The sequence below is a fragment of the Celeribacter sp. HF31 genome (assembly GCF_011806455.1).
Lineage (GTDB): Bacteria > Pseudomonadota > Alphaproteobacteria > Rhodobacterales > Rhodobacteraceae > Celeribacter.
Genome location: NZ_JAATOT010000004.1, coordinates 253,070 through 268,900 on the forward strand (window position 1 = coordinate 253,070; position 15,831 = coordinate 268,900).

The 15,831-nt window shown below is 58.2% G+C and carries 16 protein-coding genes; 6 read left to right on the top strand and 10 right to left on the bottom strand.

Features of this window, described 5'->3' with window-relative positions:
• Positions 1–161 precede the first annotated feature (161 nt).
• Entirely contained in the window at positions 162–1,088 is a 927-nt protein-coding gene (locus HCZ23_RS10255) for a LysR substrate-binding domain-containing protein (RefSeq protein ID WP_167601631.1), read from the top strand.
• 455 nt (positions 1,089–1,543) lie between these two features.
• Here HCZ23_RS10255 and proC read toward each other — a convergent pair whose 3' ends face one another.
• The 8 genes from proC to HCZ23_RS10295 form a co-directional block, all read right to left on the bottom strand.
• Positions 1,544–2,347: a pyrroline-5-carboxylate reductase gene (gene proC / locus HCZ23_RS10260; protein WP_167601632.1), complete on the bottom strand. Its 804-nt coding sequence runs from the start codon at positions 2,345–2,347 to the stop codon at positions 1,544–1,546.
• A 10-nt stretch (positions 2,348–2,357) separates the two neighbouring features.
• The gene (locus tag HCZ23_RS10265; protein ID WP_167601633.1) at positions 2,358–3,965 is read right to left on the bottom strand and encodes a chloride channel protein; all 1,608 of its coding nucleotides are present in this window, start codon (positions 3,963–3,965) and stop codon (positions 2,358–2,360) included.
• Positions 3,966–4,122: 157 nt separating this feature from the next.
• Entirely contained in the window at positions 4,123–5,037 is a 915-nt protein-coding gene (locus HCZ23_RS10270) for an aminotransferase class IV (RefSeq protein WP_167601634.1), read from the bottom strand.
• A 24-nt stretch (positions 5,038–5,061) separates the two neighbouring features.
• Positions 5,062–5,835, bottom strand: a complete 774-nt coding sequence (locus HCZ23_RS10275; protein WP_217703168.1) for an amino acid ABC transporter ATP-binding protein — start codon at positions 5,833–5,835, stop codon at positions 5,062–5,064.
• An 18-nt stretch (positions 5,836–5,853) separates the two neighbouring features.
• Entirely contained in the window at positions 5,854–6,519 is a 666-nt protein-coding gene (locus HCZ23_RS10280; RefSeq protein ID WP_167601635.1) for an amino acid ABC transporter permease, read from the bottom strand.
• Positions 6,520–6,528: 9 nt separating this feature from the next.
• Positions 6,529–7,194, bottom strand: a complete 666-nt coding sequence (locus HCZ23_RS10285) for an amino acid ABC transporter permease (RefSeq protein ID WP_167601636.1) — start codon at positions 7,192–7,194, stop codon at positions 6,529–6,531.
• A 72-nt stretch (positions 7,195–7,266) separates the two neighbouring features.
• On the bottom strand, positions 7,267–8,091 hold the full coding sequence (locus tag HCZ23_RS10290) for a transporter substrate-binding domain-containing protein (RefSeq protein ID WP_167601637.1): 825 nt from the start codon (positions 8,089–8,091) through the stop codon (positions 7,267–7,269).
• Between the two features lie 25 nt (positions 8,092–8,116).
• Entirely contained in the window at positions 8,117–8,782 is a 666-nt protein-coding gene (locus HCZ23_RS10295; RefSeq protein ID WP_167601638.1) for a GntR family transcriptional regulator, read from the bottom strand.
• 565 nt (positions 8,783–9,347) lie between these two features.
• Between HCZ23_RS10295 and HCZ23_RS10300 the strand changes: the two genes are divergently transcribed.
• The 3 genes from HCZ23_RS10300 to HCZ23_RS18090 all read left to right on the top strand — a co-directional run bounded on the left by HCZ23_RS10300 (position 9,348) and on the right by HCZ23_RS18090 (position 11,223).
• Positions 9,348–9,713 (top strand): hypothetical protein, encoded by a 366-nt coding sequence (locus HCZ23_RS10300; protein WP_167601639.1) that lies wholly within the window; start codon positions 9,348–9,350, stop codon positions 9,711–9,713.
• Positions 9,714–9,803: 90 nt separating this feature from the next.
• Positions 9,804–10,820: a PepSY domain-containing protein gene (locus HCZ23_RS10305; RefSeq protein WP_254870077.1), complete on the top strand. Its 1,017-nt coding sequence runs from the start codon at positions 9,804–9,806 to the stop codon at positions 10,818–10,820.
• Positions 10,723–11,223, top strand: coding sequence for a PepSY domain-containing protein (locus HCZ23_RS18090; RefSeq protein ID WP_368487330.1), 501 nt, complete (start codon positions 10,723–10,725; stop codon positions 11,221–11,223). Before HCZ23_RS10305 ends, HCZ23_RS18090 begins: the two co-directional genes overlap by 98 nt.
• A 188-nt stretch (positions 11,224–11,411) precedes the next feature.
• On the opposite strand, the gene HCZ23_RS10310 is transcribed toward HCZ23_RS18090, so the two are convergent.
• Both HCZ23_RS10310 and HCZ23_RS10315 read right to left on the bottom strand, forming a co-directional pair.
• Positions 11,412–12,104, bottom strand: a complete 693-nt coding sequence (locus HCZ23_RS10310) for an anti-sigma factor (protein ID WP_167601640.1) — start codon at positions 12,102–12,104, stop codon at positions 11,412–11,414.
• Positions 12,101–12,682, bottom strand: a complete 582-nt coding sequence (locus tag HCZ23_RS10315) for a sigma-70 family RNA polymerase sigma factor (protein WP_368487331.1) — start codon at positions 12,680–12,682, stop codon at positions 12,101–12,103. The genes HCZ23_RS10310 and HCZ23_RS10315 overlap by 4 nt, the downstream gene beginning before the upstream one ends.
• Before the next feature lie 146 nt (positions 12,683–12,828).
• On the opposite strand from HCZ23_RS10315, the gene HCZ23_RS10320 reads away from it, so the two are divergent.
• On the top strand, positions 12,829–13,683 hold the full coding sequence (locus tag HCZ23_RS10320) for a DUF4394 domain-containing protein (RefSeq protein WP_167601641.1): 855 nt from the start codon (positions 12,829–12,831) through the stop codon (positions 13,681–13,683).
• Between the two features lie 407 nt (positions 13,684–14,090).
• Positions 14,091–15,785 (top strand): ABC transporter ATP-binding protein, encoded by a 1,695-nt coding sequence (locus tag HCZ23_RS10325; protein WP_254870078.1) that lies wholly within the window; start codon positions 14,091–14,093, stop codon positions 15,783–15,785.
• The last annotated feature ends 46 nt before the right edge of the window (positions 15,786–15,831 follow it).

A 15,831-nucleotide genomic window follows, 5' to 3' on the forward strand; every position in this document is an offset into this window, starting at 1 on the left:
TTTGTGGGGCGCTGCCAAATTAAGCAAGCCGCCACATCAGTGCATTTTCCTTCATCAACCGGTGTATCCTGTCGACAAAGTGAGTTTGGCAGAGTTGTTACGGCAGACGAACTCTCAAAAAGCTCAGACCTCAATGACTTTTTTTCATAGAAAGACCTGCAATGAGACGCTTCGTACCTTCCCTGACAGCTCTTTTGGCATTCGAATCCGCCGCCCGACATATGAACTTCACGAAAGCCGCCGAAGATTTGGCGGTCACGCAAAGCGGCATCAGTCGTCAGATCAGCAATCTCGAATCCCTTCTGGGGGCCAAGCTCTTCGAACGCGTGGGCTCTCGACTTGTCCTCACGGAGGTTGCCAAGTCTTATCTCAATGAAATCACCAGCGGTCTTAATCAGATCGAACAGGCTTCTGTGAATTGCGTCCGAGGGCAATCTCTGGAGGCCGCCTTAATGATCTGCGCACATCCCACGCTGGCCTCACGTTGGTTGACCCCCAGGCTTCAGGATTTTTTGAAAGACCGCCCCGAGACCATCCTCGATTTCGTCACGACCGCCAAAGACATCAACTTTACGGAGACACGTATCGACGCCGCGATCCTGCGTGGCCGTGGGACCTGGACCGCGACCCGGTCACAGGAGTTGTTTCGCGAGGAACTCGTGGTCGTCGGGGCGCCGCATGTCGTTGACACCCTGCCTTCGGAGGATGTTCTGGATTTCGACAACATCGCCACGCTCCAGAATGCCAGCCGCCCCGACCTCTGGCTCACATGGTTGCGCGGGGCCGGATTGCAACACCGGGGCGCCATCCGTGGCCCGAGGTTTCCGCACAGCGAATTGCTGATTTCCGCCGCCAAGAGCGGGCTGGGTCTCGCCGTTGTGCCGCTGCTTTATGTTGAAACCGAACTCCAGAACAAGGAGCTTGCTCTTGCGTTTGGAGGTCCGGTTCCCACGGCAGACAGCTATTGGCTCGTGCAACCCGAGCAACGCGCAGAGATTCCTGCGGCGCATCAATTCTCTCTCTGGATCAAAGATCAGGCCCGGCAATTCCGTCGTGATGTCTCGCACATGCGCAGCACCAATCTGTAACTACACGAGTGCAGCCTTCCCAGGCTTTCGAACATTCATTCTACGAAAGACAGGAGCAAAATCTACGCTCCCTGAGCCACCACCAATCTCCGGCCCCAGGCCGATGAAAGTGCTGTTGCGGGTCTGGCCTTAAGTACAAAGGGCGGAAATAGAAGCCCGCTTCTGGGACGCTGCATACCGCATTCAATCAGATGGCAAACGGCCGGATTGGGCCGTTCGCGTCCATCAACACCAAGGGCGGGAAGCGGGTTTTCGCTGCGCCTCGGTCGAACGGCGGCAATGCGCAGGAAACGACACTTGAGACAAAGGAGCATCCTTTGGCTCAGTCAGTTCAGGTCACTGTCGTTCGTGAGCCAATCGCTTCGCTACATCAAGGTCCGTCGAACCGGGCAATCGTGGCGAATACTTAGCCCGGATGCACTCGAAAGCGCGGAGTGCGCGAGACGGCGCACATTTTAGCCCTCCGCAAGTTCGATTGCCCTTACCCGTGCAGCTTCCACTGCCTGATGGCAAATCTCAGGTAGGGCTGTAGGGTTTTCGAAGACTCTGAGACCTGCTTCTGTCGTTCCAGCCTTGCTCGTTACCGCTTTTTTAAGGGAAAGGGCGGAGCGTTCATCCTCTTTCAGCATCTTCGCCGCCCCAAGGAAGGTCTGGCGCACCAGTAGGTCTGCGACGTCCGGCTGAAGGCCTGTTGCTTTCGCCGCCTCGGTCATGTGGTGGGCAAAAGCAAAGATATACCCGGGTCCACTGCCAGCGACTGCCGTCGCGGCATTGATCTGCTCTTCACTCTCGAGCCAAGTGAATTCACCGATACTTTTGAACAACACTTCGACGCCTCCGCGAACTTCTTCGGGAATACTCTCTTCCGAATACGCGACCGTCATGGCTTCGCCCACCAGTGCTGGTAGGTTCGGCATAGTTCGGACAATCTGTTTGGTTCCCAAGGTTTTCTCGATCATATCGATTGTGACACCCGCCATGATGGACGCAACAGCGCCGCTACCAACCACGGCAACCGCTTCCGACGAAAGAGACGTGAATTGCTGCGGCTTCACCGACAGAACGGTCAGATCGAAAGCCTCGCCCTGCAGGCTGGAAAAATCTGCGAGGAACCGTGCGTTCTCAGCCTCCTCGAGAAGAGCTCTGGCCCGAACCACGTTAGGATCAACGACGGTCAGTTCGAGATTCTGAAGAGCACGAAGTGCACCTGCGGCGATTGCGCCCCCCATGTTCCCGCAGCCTACAAATAGAAGTTTCATGTTTTTCCTTTCATGTGCGCTCGGGGTAGAGACGCCTGTTTGTTTCGTCCGCATAACGGCGCAAGCAGTAGTGCTCGTTCACCGTGCCGAGAATTTTCATCTCCGCATCAAGCACGGCCAAGCTATCCGCCTCTGCCTTGCCAAATGCATCGATTGCCTCTTTGACGCTTTGCTCCGGACGCAACCAAGCCTCTCTGAGGCGAGCGATTGATGCGACAGTTTCCTTCGGGTCCAGCCCGTCCCAGTGGAGATCTGTTATAATGCACATCCCCGCGTAGGTGCCGGCTTCGTCCGTTAACGGGATGGCTTTCGTCGCACCGAGCGGATAGCGTCGGCGCGCGTCAGCAATCGTTGTATTCGTCAGGAGCCCGTTGTTCACGCGACGCATCAAGCGACCGACGGTGAGGTCCCTCATCCAACCAATATCCGCCGCCGAACGGATCGTTTCTCCGCGCAGATGGAAGCGCCAGGTAGAGAAGCTGAAACCAAAGAAGCGGCGAACGAGAGCGGTCGACAACAATGCCGCGAAAAGAACCGCCAGGGTCAGCGGCAGGCTTTGGGTTGTCTCGAGCGCGAGAAAGCTCATCGCAAGTGGTGCGCCGATAATTGATGTCGCCATCGCACACATACCGACCACGGCAAAAATGACAATCGGGAGATTGAGCCCGAAGGCGATCATCCAGAAGATTGCAAGCAATTTCCCGAGAATGGCCCCGAGCAGAAGGGAGGCAAAGAAGAGACCGCCGCGAAATCCCGAACCGAGTGAAATGACAGAGGCGAGACTCTTAAGCACGAAAATCGACGCGAGCATCCCGTAGCTCAGGTTCGCGTTCAAAATAATGTCCATTGACCCGTGGCCGGACGAGAGCACATGCGGCGTGATGAGTGCGAGCAGCCCGACACATAGCCCGCCAACGACAGGCATGGCCCAGAACGGCACACGAAGGCGTTGCAAACCGCCTTCAACCACACTCACGGAACGCATTATACCTATTCCGACAAAGGCTGCAGCGACCGACAATATCGCGATCGGCAGATAGGCCGTCGGAGCGATATCCCCCGCGAAATACAGGGTCCACCCATGAGTCTCGCTCAGAAGCCGAGCAATTGCGGTCGCCGCGAGGGAAGCCGCAAGCACAGGCAGGAGTGCGGCGACAGAATAGGCGGCAAGGACGAGCTCGAAAGCATAGAAGGCGCCGGTGAGTGGTGCGTCGAACGCTGCTGCGATGGCCCCCCCAGCCCCCGCTGCAACGAGTTGCCTCAGGTCCTCGCGGCGCAGACGCAAACGTTGCCCCCCCCATGAGGCGACTGCGGAAGCGATTTGTGTATATGCGGCCTCCATGCCAACAGAAGCACCGAAACCGCTGGAGGCAATGGTCTGGAGAGCGATGAAAAGACTTCCGAAGATCGGGAGTTTACCGCCGCCGACGGCATTCGCCTCGATCGGGTCCGCGACTCGGCGGAACCATTTCCGAGCGATGAGATAGGAAAGACCGAGCAGGATTCCCCCTGCAACGGGCGCAAGGAGGATTCGAACTGCGGGAACCCCTGTTGCGCCGCTAATGTCCTGCTCAGACGCGAATACCCAAAGTCCGAGAAGATGGATGAGTTCTTGCATCCCGACAACGGCAGCGCCCGAAATTGCGCCGACAAGCGCCGCGAGACATGTGTAGGCGATTTCACTGCGTCGTATCAGCGTCCGCAGTCTTAGCGGGGCATAGATACGACGCAGGAACGAAGGCCTACGCAGGGATCGCAAGCGTTTCGACATCGTCTTACTGGGCGATGAAAGATTGATAAATTTCGTTCATTTTCGCGGTCAACGGACCGGGTTTTCCTGTTCCGATCGGACGCCCATCAATCGTCGCGACGGGCGTGATCCCTCCGAGAGTGCCGGTCACGAAGGCTTCGTCGGCGGAATAGACTTCGGCGAGTGTGAACGGCTTCTCGTGGACAACGAACCCAGCATCTTTCCAAAGCTTGATGGCCTTCTTGCGGGTGATGCCGTTGAAACAGCATTGCCCGTCAGAGGTCCAAAGTTCATTGCCACGGAAGATGAAGAAATTCGTCGAGTTGCAGGATGCGACAAAGCCGCGATTGTCCAGCATAAGCGCCTCGTCAGCCCCCATGTTGATCGCCTGGATCAAGGCCTGGATGAAGTTTAGACGCGAGTGCGAATTAAGGCGAAGGTCAAACACATCCGGCGTCGAACAACGGATTGTCGAGGTCATCAACGATAGTCCGGACTTCTTGAGTTCCGGGTTCGGTTGTTTCCACTCCGCGACAATCACGATGGTTGCCCCGCCAACGATGAAACGCGGATCCTGGTTCGGCGTCGACTTGAGGCCGCGAGAAATCATCATGCGGATATGGACGCCATCTTCCATCTTGTTGTGGCGCAGACATTTCCAAAGCTCTTCGATGAGTTCAGCCTTGGTGTATCCGATGTCGAGTTGGATCGAGTTTGCGCCTTCAAAAATACGGTCGATGTGCTCGTCGATGGCAAGAAGTTTGCCGTTAATGAGACGAATGCCTTCCCAGACGCCGTCTCCGAGAACGAAACCGGCGTCGAAGATCGAGACTTTTGCCTCATCACGCTTAAAGAATTCGCCATTCACATAGATTTCGACGTCATCATTACGAGGGTCCTTCACATAGCTTTGCGAAGAAGAGCTGCTCATCGGGGTCATGATAAATCCTTGGGTTGTCGTTGCTCAGAAAGCAAATTCGCTGAAGCGACGCAGGAATTCCTGCGTGCGCGGTTTCTTGGGGTTTTTGAGAACCTCGTCAGGTGTGCCGACTTCGTGAAAGACGCCATCCGCGAGGAAGATCACCTTGGTTGCGAAGTGGTAGGCAAATCCGAGCTCGTGGGTCACGAGCAGCATCGTCCGGCCTTCTTCGGCAAGCTGATTGATGACGCGAAGGACCTCCCCGACGAGCTCGGGATCGAGAGAAGATGTGGGTTCATCGAAGAGAAGAACTTCCGGTTCCATGGAGAGTGCACGCGCAATCGCAACGCGTTGCTGCTGCCCACCAGAAAGACGCCCCGGCCAAGCATCGTGCTTTTCGGAAAGGCCCACTTTGGCAAGCTCGCGAACTGCGACGGCATGCGCGTCCTGCTTTGTATAGCCTTTGACCGTGATGAGGCCTTCCATGACGTTTTGCAGCACAGTCATGTGGGGGAAGAGGTTGAACTGCTGGAACACCATACCAAGGCGTTCGCGCACAGAGCACAACTGCTTTTCCGGGTAGGTTATGCGTCCGTTCTTTTCGACACCGATGCGCTCGTTATCGACCCAGATTTCCCCCTCGCTGAGGGTTTCCATGAAATTCAGGCAGCGCAAGAATGTCGATTTGCCAGAGCCGGAACCGCCGATGATCGCGACGCGCTCGCCCGGCTTGACACTGAAGTCAATGCCCTTGAGCACGTGGTGGTCGGCGAAACTCTTATGAAGTCCTTTGACTTCCAAAATGGGCTGAGTGTTCATTTGTATTCCTTTCCCGGCTCAGTTCGACCGTGCCAGATACTTTTCGAGACGTCCGGCAAGGAAAGTGCCGGGATAGATCAGAATGAAGTAGATGAAGGCGACAGCAGTCAGGATTTCAAACGGTCGATAGTAGGTCGAGGACAGGAGCCGCCCTTGATACATCAGCTCGTGCACCGAGATGACGGAGGCCAGAGAGGACATCTTGGCGACCTCGATCGTCCGGTTTGTCAGAGCAGGGAGCATGCGCTTGATGACCTGCGGAAGAATGACGCGCCGCATGGCTTGCGCATGAGTCATACCGATGGCTTTCGCGCCCTCCATTTGTCCGCGATGGATGGATTTGATCCCTCCGCGGAAGATTTCAGAGGCATAGGCCGAGGTGTTTAGCGTCAAGCCGAGCATGGCAGCGGCAAACGGGCTGAGCTGCATGCCGATTAGAATCGGGAACGCATAGTAGAACCAGATCAGCTGAATAAGGACCGGCGTATCGCGAAACAGTTCGACATAGACGAGAGTGCTGCGCGACAGCCATTTCCGTTCGGACAACCGCGCCTGCGCAATCGCAAATCCGAAGCAAAGCCCCATGATGATGGACGGGAGCCAGATCTGGATTGTCACCCAGAGGCCGCGAAGCAGAACGATCCAGTTGTCTGTGACAATGGTGAAATCGGGAACGTAGTTCATTGTCCGGCCTCACTGATATGCGGTTAGTCGGGTTTCAGCCATACGCGCGAGTTGGCTCGCCGTGACCAGAAGCACGAGATACATGAGCGCGATGGTCGTATAGACTTCGAGCGGACGGAAGGTTTCGGAATTCACGAGCATCGCCTGATAGAGCAAGTCCGCATACGCGAGGGTAGACGCCAGAGCGGTGGTCTTGAGAAGCTCGAAACTGCGTTCGATGAACGGGGGGACCATTCGCGAAATCGCTTGAGGTACAATGACACGCGTCATCAACGCCGAATGGGTCATCCCAAGTGCCTTGCCTCCTTCCCATTGACCACGCTCGATCGAGACAATCCCACCGCGAAACACTTCCGCGTAGAACGCACCGGATTGGGTCGAAAGCGCGAGCACCGCCGCCACGTAGGGATTGAGGCTGATCGCGAGCAGAACCGGCAAAGCATAGAAGAACCAGAAGAAGTGCACGATGGGCGGTGTATTGCGGTAGAACTCGATGAACACGGCGGCGGGCCATGCGAGCCATTTGCGTGGCGAAAGGCGCATCATGACGAGAACAAGGCCGACAATGATGCCGAGCACAATCGAAACCATTGCGATTTTGACGGTATTAAGCAGGCCAAGCGCAAGCATGTCGAAGCGCGACAACACCGGCCCGAAGTCCCAGGAATAGTCCATATGACGATTTCCGATTTAGCGTGAAAGGTTGGAGACCTGGCACAAGGGGAAAAGCCAGGTCTCCAAATCGGCTTACCAGTTCTCTTTTTCGAGGCCCGGAATGCCGGTCGGATCGATGTTCTTGCTGGAGAGGTAACCCGTGAACAGTTCGTTCGGGACACCTGCTTCATAGAAATCGGTGATCGTGGTGTTCACCCAATCCTTGAAGGCGCCATCCTCTTCCTTACGCATGCCAGCCGAAGTGGCGACCGGGTTGACCGGTTCGGGCAGAGCGACTTTGCCCAGCTTCAGGCGAGAGTATTGAACGACAAGCGCAGGGTGGAATTGCACGACAGCATCCACGCGTCCCGCGGCGAAGGCCGCGATCGCTTCGTCGTTGGAGGAGAAGCGGTTGATCTGCGCTTCGGACATCATTTCGGTAATGTTCTTGTCCAGCGACGTGCCGAGTGTGACGCCGATACGGGTATCAGGCGTGTCGAGCACGTCCCACGAGCTCACATCGACGTCTTCGCGGACAAGAGCACCCATCGCGTAGTAGAAAAGCGGCTCTTCGGGGAAATCGATTGCCTTCTTACGCTCTTCGGTGGGGTCGAGAACAAACATAATGTCAAACTGGTTCGCCTGAAGACCCGCGACAGCGTTCGCCCAACTCGTTTCGACGGGAACAAGCTCTACGCCAAGCTCGGCTGCCATACGCTTGCCCATGGCAACGCCAACGCCGGTCCACACTTCGGTCATGGGGTCTTTGTAGAACCACGGCTCGGCAGAGGCGACACCGATCCGGAGTTTGCCGGTGTCTTTCACCTGAGCGAGCGTTCCAGTGTCCTGAGCAAAGGCAGGAATGCCTGCGCTGACTGCAAACGCGGCGGCAGCCGCCAAAAGCGTTCTTCGTTTCATCATTCTCTCCTGTTGGGTTTGGAATTTATGCCGTTTGCGTTTCGACAAAGGCTTTTGTTGTTTCGAGACCGCGCCGCATGTGGCTTTGAATCTCGTTTCTCATCTCCTCGATGCTGTTTCCCAGCGCGAGGCGAATATAGTCATCATGGCTTTCCCGTTTCGGGCCTGTGATACCATGGGCGCGGTGGTGGGCTGCCCAGTAGAGCTGCAGGCGCCCACGGATCCCCATCCAGCTCGACAGGAGAATTTTGTTACCGCTGAGTTCGTATACCAGGCCGTGAAGGTCGAGTTCTGCATCGATTGCCTTGACGTCATCGCCCCCATCTACAGCTTTAAGAAGCGCTTGATGGCGTGCTTTCAGTTCCGCTTCGAACGGCGGTCCACGGCGGTCCCAGATTTGCTCGAAAGCGAAGATTTCGAGACAAATACGCATGGAATAGATGTCGTTGATGTCATCGGTCGAGAGTTCGAGGACGCGTGTGCCTGTGTAGGGTTTCGAGACAAGCAAGCCCTCGTCGATGAGCTGTCGCATGGCTTCACGCAGCGGCGCACGACTGACGCCGAAGCGAAGCGCGAGCGCCGTTTCTGTAATGGCGTCGCCAGGAGCGAACTCGCCGGAGAGAATGGATGAACGCAATTCGTTGCAGATTTGCGCACCCATTGTCTCTCGTTTGATCGCGTTGCTCTTCATGGTCAGACGCCCTCACACTTGATTGCCGATTGTCGACAATCATAACGCGCCTCGACGCATTGCTGGCAACACCCATATTGTCGACAATCGATTATCTTTACTTCAACATGAAGGATTGGCGAGAAATGCGCCATTTTTGCACAGCAATTAATCACCATTTACATCAAAACGGCCTTTATCCCCCGTCATCAGAGCGAGGAAACCTGCAAACAACCACAAAATCCCGCCAGGAAACGATTCGAGACGAGGAACTCCGTTGGAAGGTTTTTCAGGTCTCAGCATGGGACTGGAGCTCAGGACGGGTGGCCGAGGAGGCTCTGAACCCGAGCCGCAGCAGAAACGTATTGTCCGCATATGGGCTTATGCTGCGACACACTCGAACGTCGCAGTTGGGCTGGGACCGGCCATCTGCCGCGCCTTGCACGAATGTCGGCTCCGGGTCGTATGCGGCCATCCGTCATTTTGGGCGGGTAGCCATTCTATTGCTCTTAGGGTGAAAGTCGGCTTTCTGCGTGAGCGCTCCGTCGCAAATACCATCATTCACATTTGCAAGAGTTGCTGGCATATGAAGTGGATGACTGTTCGGACCTCGACCATCTTCGCTTTGCTGCTTGGCTTCGGCCTCGCGGTGACGAGCGTTGTATCGGCGACCCATATGGCCCCCAACAGAACCGGCAATGCCCAGGCCGTCTATGCGATGGTCTTCGGATTAGAAGCGGAAGATTTCTGTGGTAGCGATGCGGGGCATGGTGGGCACGCGCACAATTGTCCGTTCTGCCACGCTCTCCCTAACGCGCCGCAATTGAACGCGCCTGACCTGTGCCTGGCATTCCGGCCGCATGAACAGTGGCGACAGATAGAGCCACTGCGACGTGCAGCCTCGGCGCGCAACATCAATCATTCCACAAGGGCCCCTCCGCGGATCGCCTGATTGGCAAAGATTAGACGGCCCTGTCGCCTGGCGCGCAGGGCAAATCCCATGCCCGTTCCCGCCCAAGAGGCGGAACTAAGGAATGTTCAAATGACTGACACACCAAATCGTGCAGCAGGCGCTGCACTCTATCGCGCCGTCTGGCGTTGGCACTTCATCGCGGGGCATATCGTCCTGCCTTTCGTTCTGATCCTGGCCGTGACAGGCGCAATCTATCTCTTCAAGGACGAGATCAACAACACCGTGCACCGGAACCTGCGCTTCGTGGAGGCCCAATCTGTGGCCCTGTCCGCCTCGCAGATCACCGGAGCCGCGCTGGCTGCCCATCCCGGCACGCTTCGCGCCTACACTCCTGCTTCTGCCCCGGATCGCAGCGCCGAGGTCGACATCGTCGGTGAGGATGGGCTGCGCAACACGATCTACGTCGAACCCTACGACGGGCGCGTGCTGGGCACGCTCTGGGACGGCGGCGCGGCTGGCAGCCCAATGATGTATGTCGTGCGCAAGCTCCATTCTCTGGAATACGTCGGCTGGTTCGGCAACCGCCTGATTGAGGCGGCGGCGGGCTGGATGGTCCTTTTGGTGGCCAGCGGCATCTACCTGTGGCTTCCGCGTGGCCGCAAGACCGTGGGGACGCTACGTATAAAGGCCTCTCGGGGACGTCCCTGGTGGCGTGACCTGCATGCGGTCACCGGGATCTACACCGGGATCTACACCGGGGGCTTCATCGTCTTTCTTGCCATGACGGGTCTGCCTTGGTCCGGCGTCTGGGGGGCGAAATTCTATGACACCGCCTACGCGCTTGGGCTCGGAATGCCCGATGGTTACTGGTCCAAGACACCTCAATCCGAGGTTCCCACACAGGACGTGGTAGATCGCGCGCCCTGGATCATGGAGCGCCACACGATCCCGTCTTCGCAGCCCCCTGAGGGTGGCGCTCATGCAGGCCATGGCGAACATGCGACGACATCCTCCACGCCGGAGGGCATCGAGTCCGCTCCTCGACACAGTGGTCGCCACGGTCGAGCGACTGGGCATCGTGCCGGGTTATGCCATCAATGTGCCGACCACGCCGACCGGGGTCTTCACGGCTTCCGTATATCCTGACGACATCACTTTTGAGCGGGTTATCCACCATGATCGCTACACGGGAGAAGTGCTCTACGACGCGGGTCTCGAAGACCTGGGCACTCTGGGTCGCTGGGCGGAATGGGGCATCTCGGTCCATATGGGCCAGGAATGGGGCCTTCTGAACCAGATCGTCCTGCTGCTCGCCTGTCTCGCTATGGTCATGCTTTGCGTGTCAGCGGCAACCATGTGGTGGAAACGTCGCCCCTCCGGTGCCTTGGGTATTCCGACCGTTCCGACCGATTGGCGCATTCCCCGGACTTTGCTCGGGATGGCCGTTGTGGCGGGGATCTTCTTCCCGCTGGTGGGGCTGTCGATGTTGCTTCTGCTGGGGATTGAGTTGGTCGCTCATATGATCGGACGTCGCAGAAAGTTCGCATGAGACCCAGTGTACGATGGGGCACAGACAATAGATACTTTAAGAGGCGCCGGTGCTGGCCCCTCTATTTATCTGCCAGGGACAGTCACCAAAGGGCAAGAGCGGACTTTCGCCATTAACAATCACGAACGACCGTTTTGAGCCGAAGGCGTCGATTGAGGGCCGCCTGAAAGCGTATCGACTGAAATTTTTTAACCCGCTCCTATGACATTGGCGATATCGACCGTGCCGAAGACGCGACCAGAGGGCGACCCTGTCAGCGAGCCTCCGGGCGGTTCTTCGGAGACGCCCAGAGTGAGCGTCCCGCGCACCGCAGCGATGTCCGGCGGCAGCGGCAATCTGATGCTTTCGCCCGCAGGCCACAGGCCGACCGACTGGGCCGGTTCATCGGGGCCATGTGCCCAGACCTGAAGGATGCGCCCCTCGGGAGCGCCGCCCAGGGTCCGGGTCAGGATGACCTCCTGGCGGGATTTGTCGACCACGGCGACGACACGGAAATCCCCGATGTCCGATGTGATCTCGGCGGTATAGAGCGGACCCGTCGTGTTCGGGCCACGCAGCGGCGTCAGCGTGAGAACGAGCACAAGCGCCACGGCCACCGCCCCGCTTGTCAGGGCCTGCCAAACCCCAAGCCGTTTCCAGATGGGGGGCTTCACGGTCTCGGGAAAGAGATCGGCCATCAGCGCGGCCTTGACCGAAAAGGGTGCCGTCACGGGCGGCAAATCCGCCATCGTGGACAGGCGTGTTTCCCAGCCCCGCACAAGCCCGGCAAACCCGGGATCGGTCGCGGCGCGGCGTTGCACCCTGTCCCGTTCGTCGCCCTCAAGCAGATCGAGCGCCAATTCAGCGGCGAGCATCTCATCATCGTCATGGGATTGGGTCATCGGTCCATACACTCCCTTAATGCGATCAGCCCACGTCGCAGCCATGTGCGCATCGTGTTGAGCGGCACTTTGGCGGCCTCGGCCAGTTCGGCATAGCTTTGCCCGTCGAGATAGGCCCCGGTGATGGCGGTACGTCGATCCTCGGGCAGGGTGTCGAGACAGGCCACGATGCGCCGGGCGTCCGAGGCGGCGATGGTTGCTTGCTCTGGTGTCTGGCCGGGCGCGGCCAGCGTGTCTTCGTAATCTCCGACATGGGCGTGACTGCGCCGCGCTCTGAGCCGATCAATCGCCGTGTTGCGGGCAATGGTGATGAGCCATGTCATCGGCGAATGACCTGTCACGCGGTAGCGTCCGGCGTTCTTCCAGATTTTGATATAGGTGTCGTGCATGGCGTCCTCGGCCGATTGGCGTTCTCTCAAGACACGAAGCGACACCGCATAAAGTTTCGCGCTGGTCAGATCATAGAGCTCGGCAAGTGCCGCCCGCTCGCCCAGAGAAACACGCGCGATCAGGCCTTCGACCCTGTCTTGGGGCGGCGGCGTGTTGTCTGCCCTGTCGCCCTCTTTTGCCTCTGTCACTCTGGATACCTCAAAAAAAAATCGACCCGGCTGAAACTCTTTCACGTGGCCGTCCGTGGTTAAAGGCGATTGACCCGGAAAACTCGGCTCAACGCAAGCCAATACACAGATCGATACATTGGCCAATAGATAGGAAGGAAACCACGATGACGCCCCTGAAACTTGCCCTGACTGCCTCTGCCGCACTCGCCACCGCTGCGCCCGTTTTTGCCATGGATCATGCCGGCACCATGGGCTACGCGCTTGCTGAAGACGGAAAAACCCTTGTGACCATGGCCGACATTGCCTCCCCCGGCGAGGTGATGACCCATGAGCTGGAGATGCCGCTGCGGGCCATTGCCTATCGTCCCGTGACCGGACAGCTTTTGGGCTATGCCGATGGCATGATCTTTGAGGTCGACCCGATGTCGGGCGCTTTGACGGACCTTGACGCGATGTTCATGGAGGATGCGATGATCGGTGAAGGCGCGGTTGCCTTCGACTTCAACAACAAGATCGACGCGGTGCGTGCCGTGGGCGCCGATGGTGCGAATCTCGTCTATTTCCCCGATGGGTTCGGGGACGGTGATGAACGTGCGGGGTCCGTCCGTCGCTTTACCGATACTTTCTATGCTGAAGGGGACATGAGCACTGGTGCCGAGCCGCTGATCTTTGCCAACGCCTACACCAATGCGATCAATGGCATGACGGCCGCGTCCACGGCACAATACGCGCTCGATGCCCGCGCCAACGCCTTGGTTTCGCTGGCCAACAACGCGGGGGAACTGGCCTCGGTCGGTTATCTGACCCTCGACGGCGAGACTGTGGATGTGACCGATTGGGGCGGTTTTGACATCGTGTCTCCCGAGGAAGGCATGGACCACGCCTATGCTATTTTGCAGATCGACGGCGACAGTGCCGCAGGTCTCTATTCCGTGGACCTCTCCTCCGGCGCGCTGACCATGCTCGGCGATCTGGGGATGGGCGGCTTTGCGGGCTTTGCTGCCTCGAAAGGCATGTAAGTCGATTGGCTGATCGCTTGCGGTCATCCTGAGATCAAAACGAACACCCCGATCTCAGGATCGGGGTGTTTGTCTTTGGCCTGTTTTCCCTCAACCGATCCTCAAGTTGGACTTGACGGATCATAAAATCCCCGACTAAAACACATATGATTAGATACCTTGCATGGAGGACGCACATGACGATTGCTTATCGCTTCCTCCCGGGGATCTCCGGTTTCGGAGCCACCCTTATCTGACGCTTTCGTGGCGCTTTTGCCCACAAGCGAAAGAGTTATTGGTCCAAGCCGGACCCACTTTCCAAACACTTCGCAAGGCGCAGCCAGTCCGGTTGTGAAATTGTCATCATGATCCATTTTTCTGCTCACGGCGCGTTTGCGCGTGTTTTCTCGTTCACCTTCCGTCTTTGGATGCGCCAAAAGGGAAAGGTTGTCACCATTCTGGCCTTGGTTCTGATCTCCGCGGCCTCCGATCTCTCCATACCTGTTTTCACGGGACGCCTCGTTGATGCAGTGGCCGCGTCTGAGACGCCTTGGCCTTCCTTCGGGGCGCTTTTGGTGTTTGGCGTTCTCTCTGTCGTCGCCAAAATCCAAAGCTATTTTGCCATCATCGACCTGACCATCCCTTCGATGCGCGCCGCCGAATCAGAAGCCTTCGCCCATGTTCAACGGCTCCCCGCCGACTGGCACGCAAACGCCTTTGCCGGCTCCACCGTGCGTAAAATCACACGCGGGGCCTGGGCCTTGGACGAAATGGCAGACCTTTTGTTGCTGGCACTGTTGCCCTCGGCGCTGATCCTTTTGGGCACCATCGGAACGCTGACGGCGTTTCGCTGGGAGGTCGGGCTTGTCGCCGGGATCGGCGCGCTTGTGTTTCTGGCCCTTTCCCTGTCGTTGACGCTGTTCTGGGTGGCGCCTGCGGCCCGTTTGGCCAATGCGCAAGACAGCCGCGTGTCTGGTGCACTGGCCGATGCGATCACCTCCAACGGGGTTGTGCGGGCCCATGCGGGAGAGCTGCGCGAAGATACGCGGCTGGGCCTTGTCCTGAACAAATGGGCACATCGCAGTCGGCGCACATGGCGGCGCGGCACAGTGTCCGGCCTGTCGCAGGACATGACGATCTGGGCCTTGCGGGCGATGGTTCTGGGCGGGGCTCTTGTCGCCTATACCCGTGGTCTGGCCAATGCGGGCGAAATTGCCTTTGTGGTCTCGGCCCTCGGGATGCTCGACGGCTATTTGCGCCAGATGGGCAACCATGTGCGCGGGCTGCAAAAGGCGGTCAACGATGCCGAGGAACTGGTGGCCCTGATGGTCGTCACCCCCGAAACCTCTGTCGCGAAAAAGCCCGAAGCCACCTTGCCGCCCCGCGCGGCGGCATTGGCATTCAACCATGTGGATTATGGCTACGACGGGGCGGCAACACCGCTTTTCACCGATCTGGATATTGCCATTCCAGAGGGCCAGAAAGTCGGATTGGTTGGGCGGTCTGGCTCGGGCAAAACCACTTTTGTGAAGTTGATCCAGCGGCTTCACGAGATCAATGACGGCAGCATCACATTGGGCGGCGTCGATATCGCGCGCGTTCCCTTGGAGGTGCTGCGCCAACACATCGCGCTTGTCCCGCAAGAGCCTGTGTTGTTTCACCGCTCTCTGGCCGAGAACATCGCTTACGCCCGTCCCGGCGCATCGATGCAGGAGGTCCGGGAGGCCGCCGAGCGCGCAGGGGCTCTCGATTTCATCGAGCGTTTGCCCAAAGGCTTTGCCACAAAGGTGGGCGAGCGGGGCGTCAAGCTCTCGGGGGGAGAGCGGCAGCGGGTCGCCATCGCGCGCGCCTTTTTGTCGAACGCGCCGGTTCTGATCATGGATGAGGCGACATCGTCGCTCGATTCAGAGGCCGAGGCCAAGGTGGCGCAGGCCGCAGAGCGGCTGATGGAGGGGCGCACCACTTTGGTGATTGCCCACCGTCTGGCGACGGTCGAACGGATGGACCGCATCCTCGTCTTTGATCGTGGACGGATCGTCGAAGACGGCACGCCTTTGCAGCTTATGGCCCGCGAAGACGGCCTCTACCGCGCCCTGCGCGCCCGGCAGGCTTTGGTGGGGTGAGGTCACTTGAGCGGAAACGCATGCACGCATGGCGGATCAGCCGAAC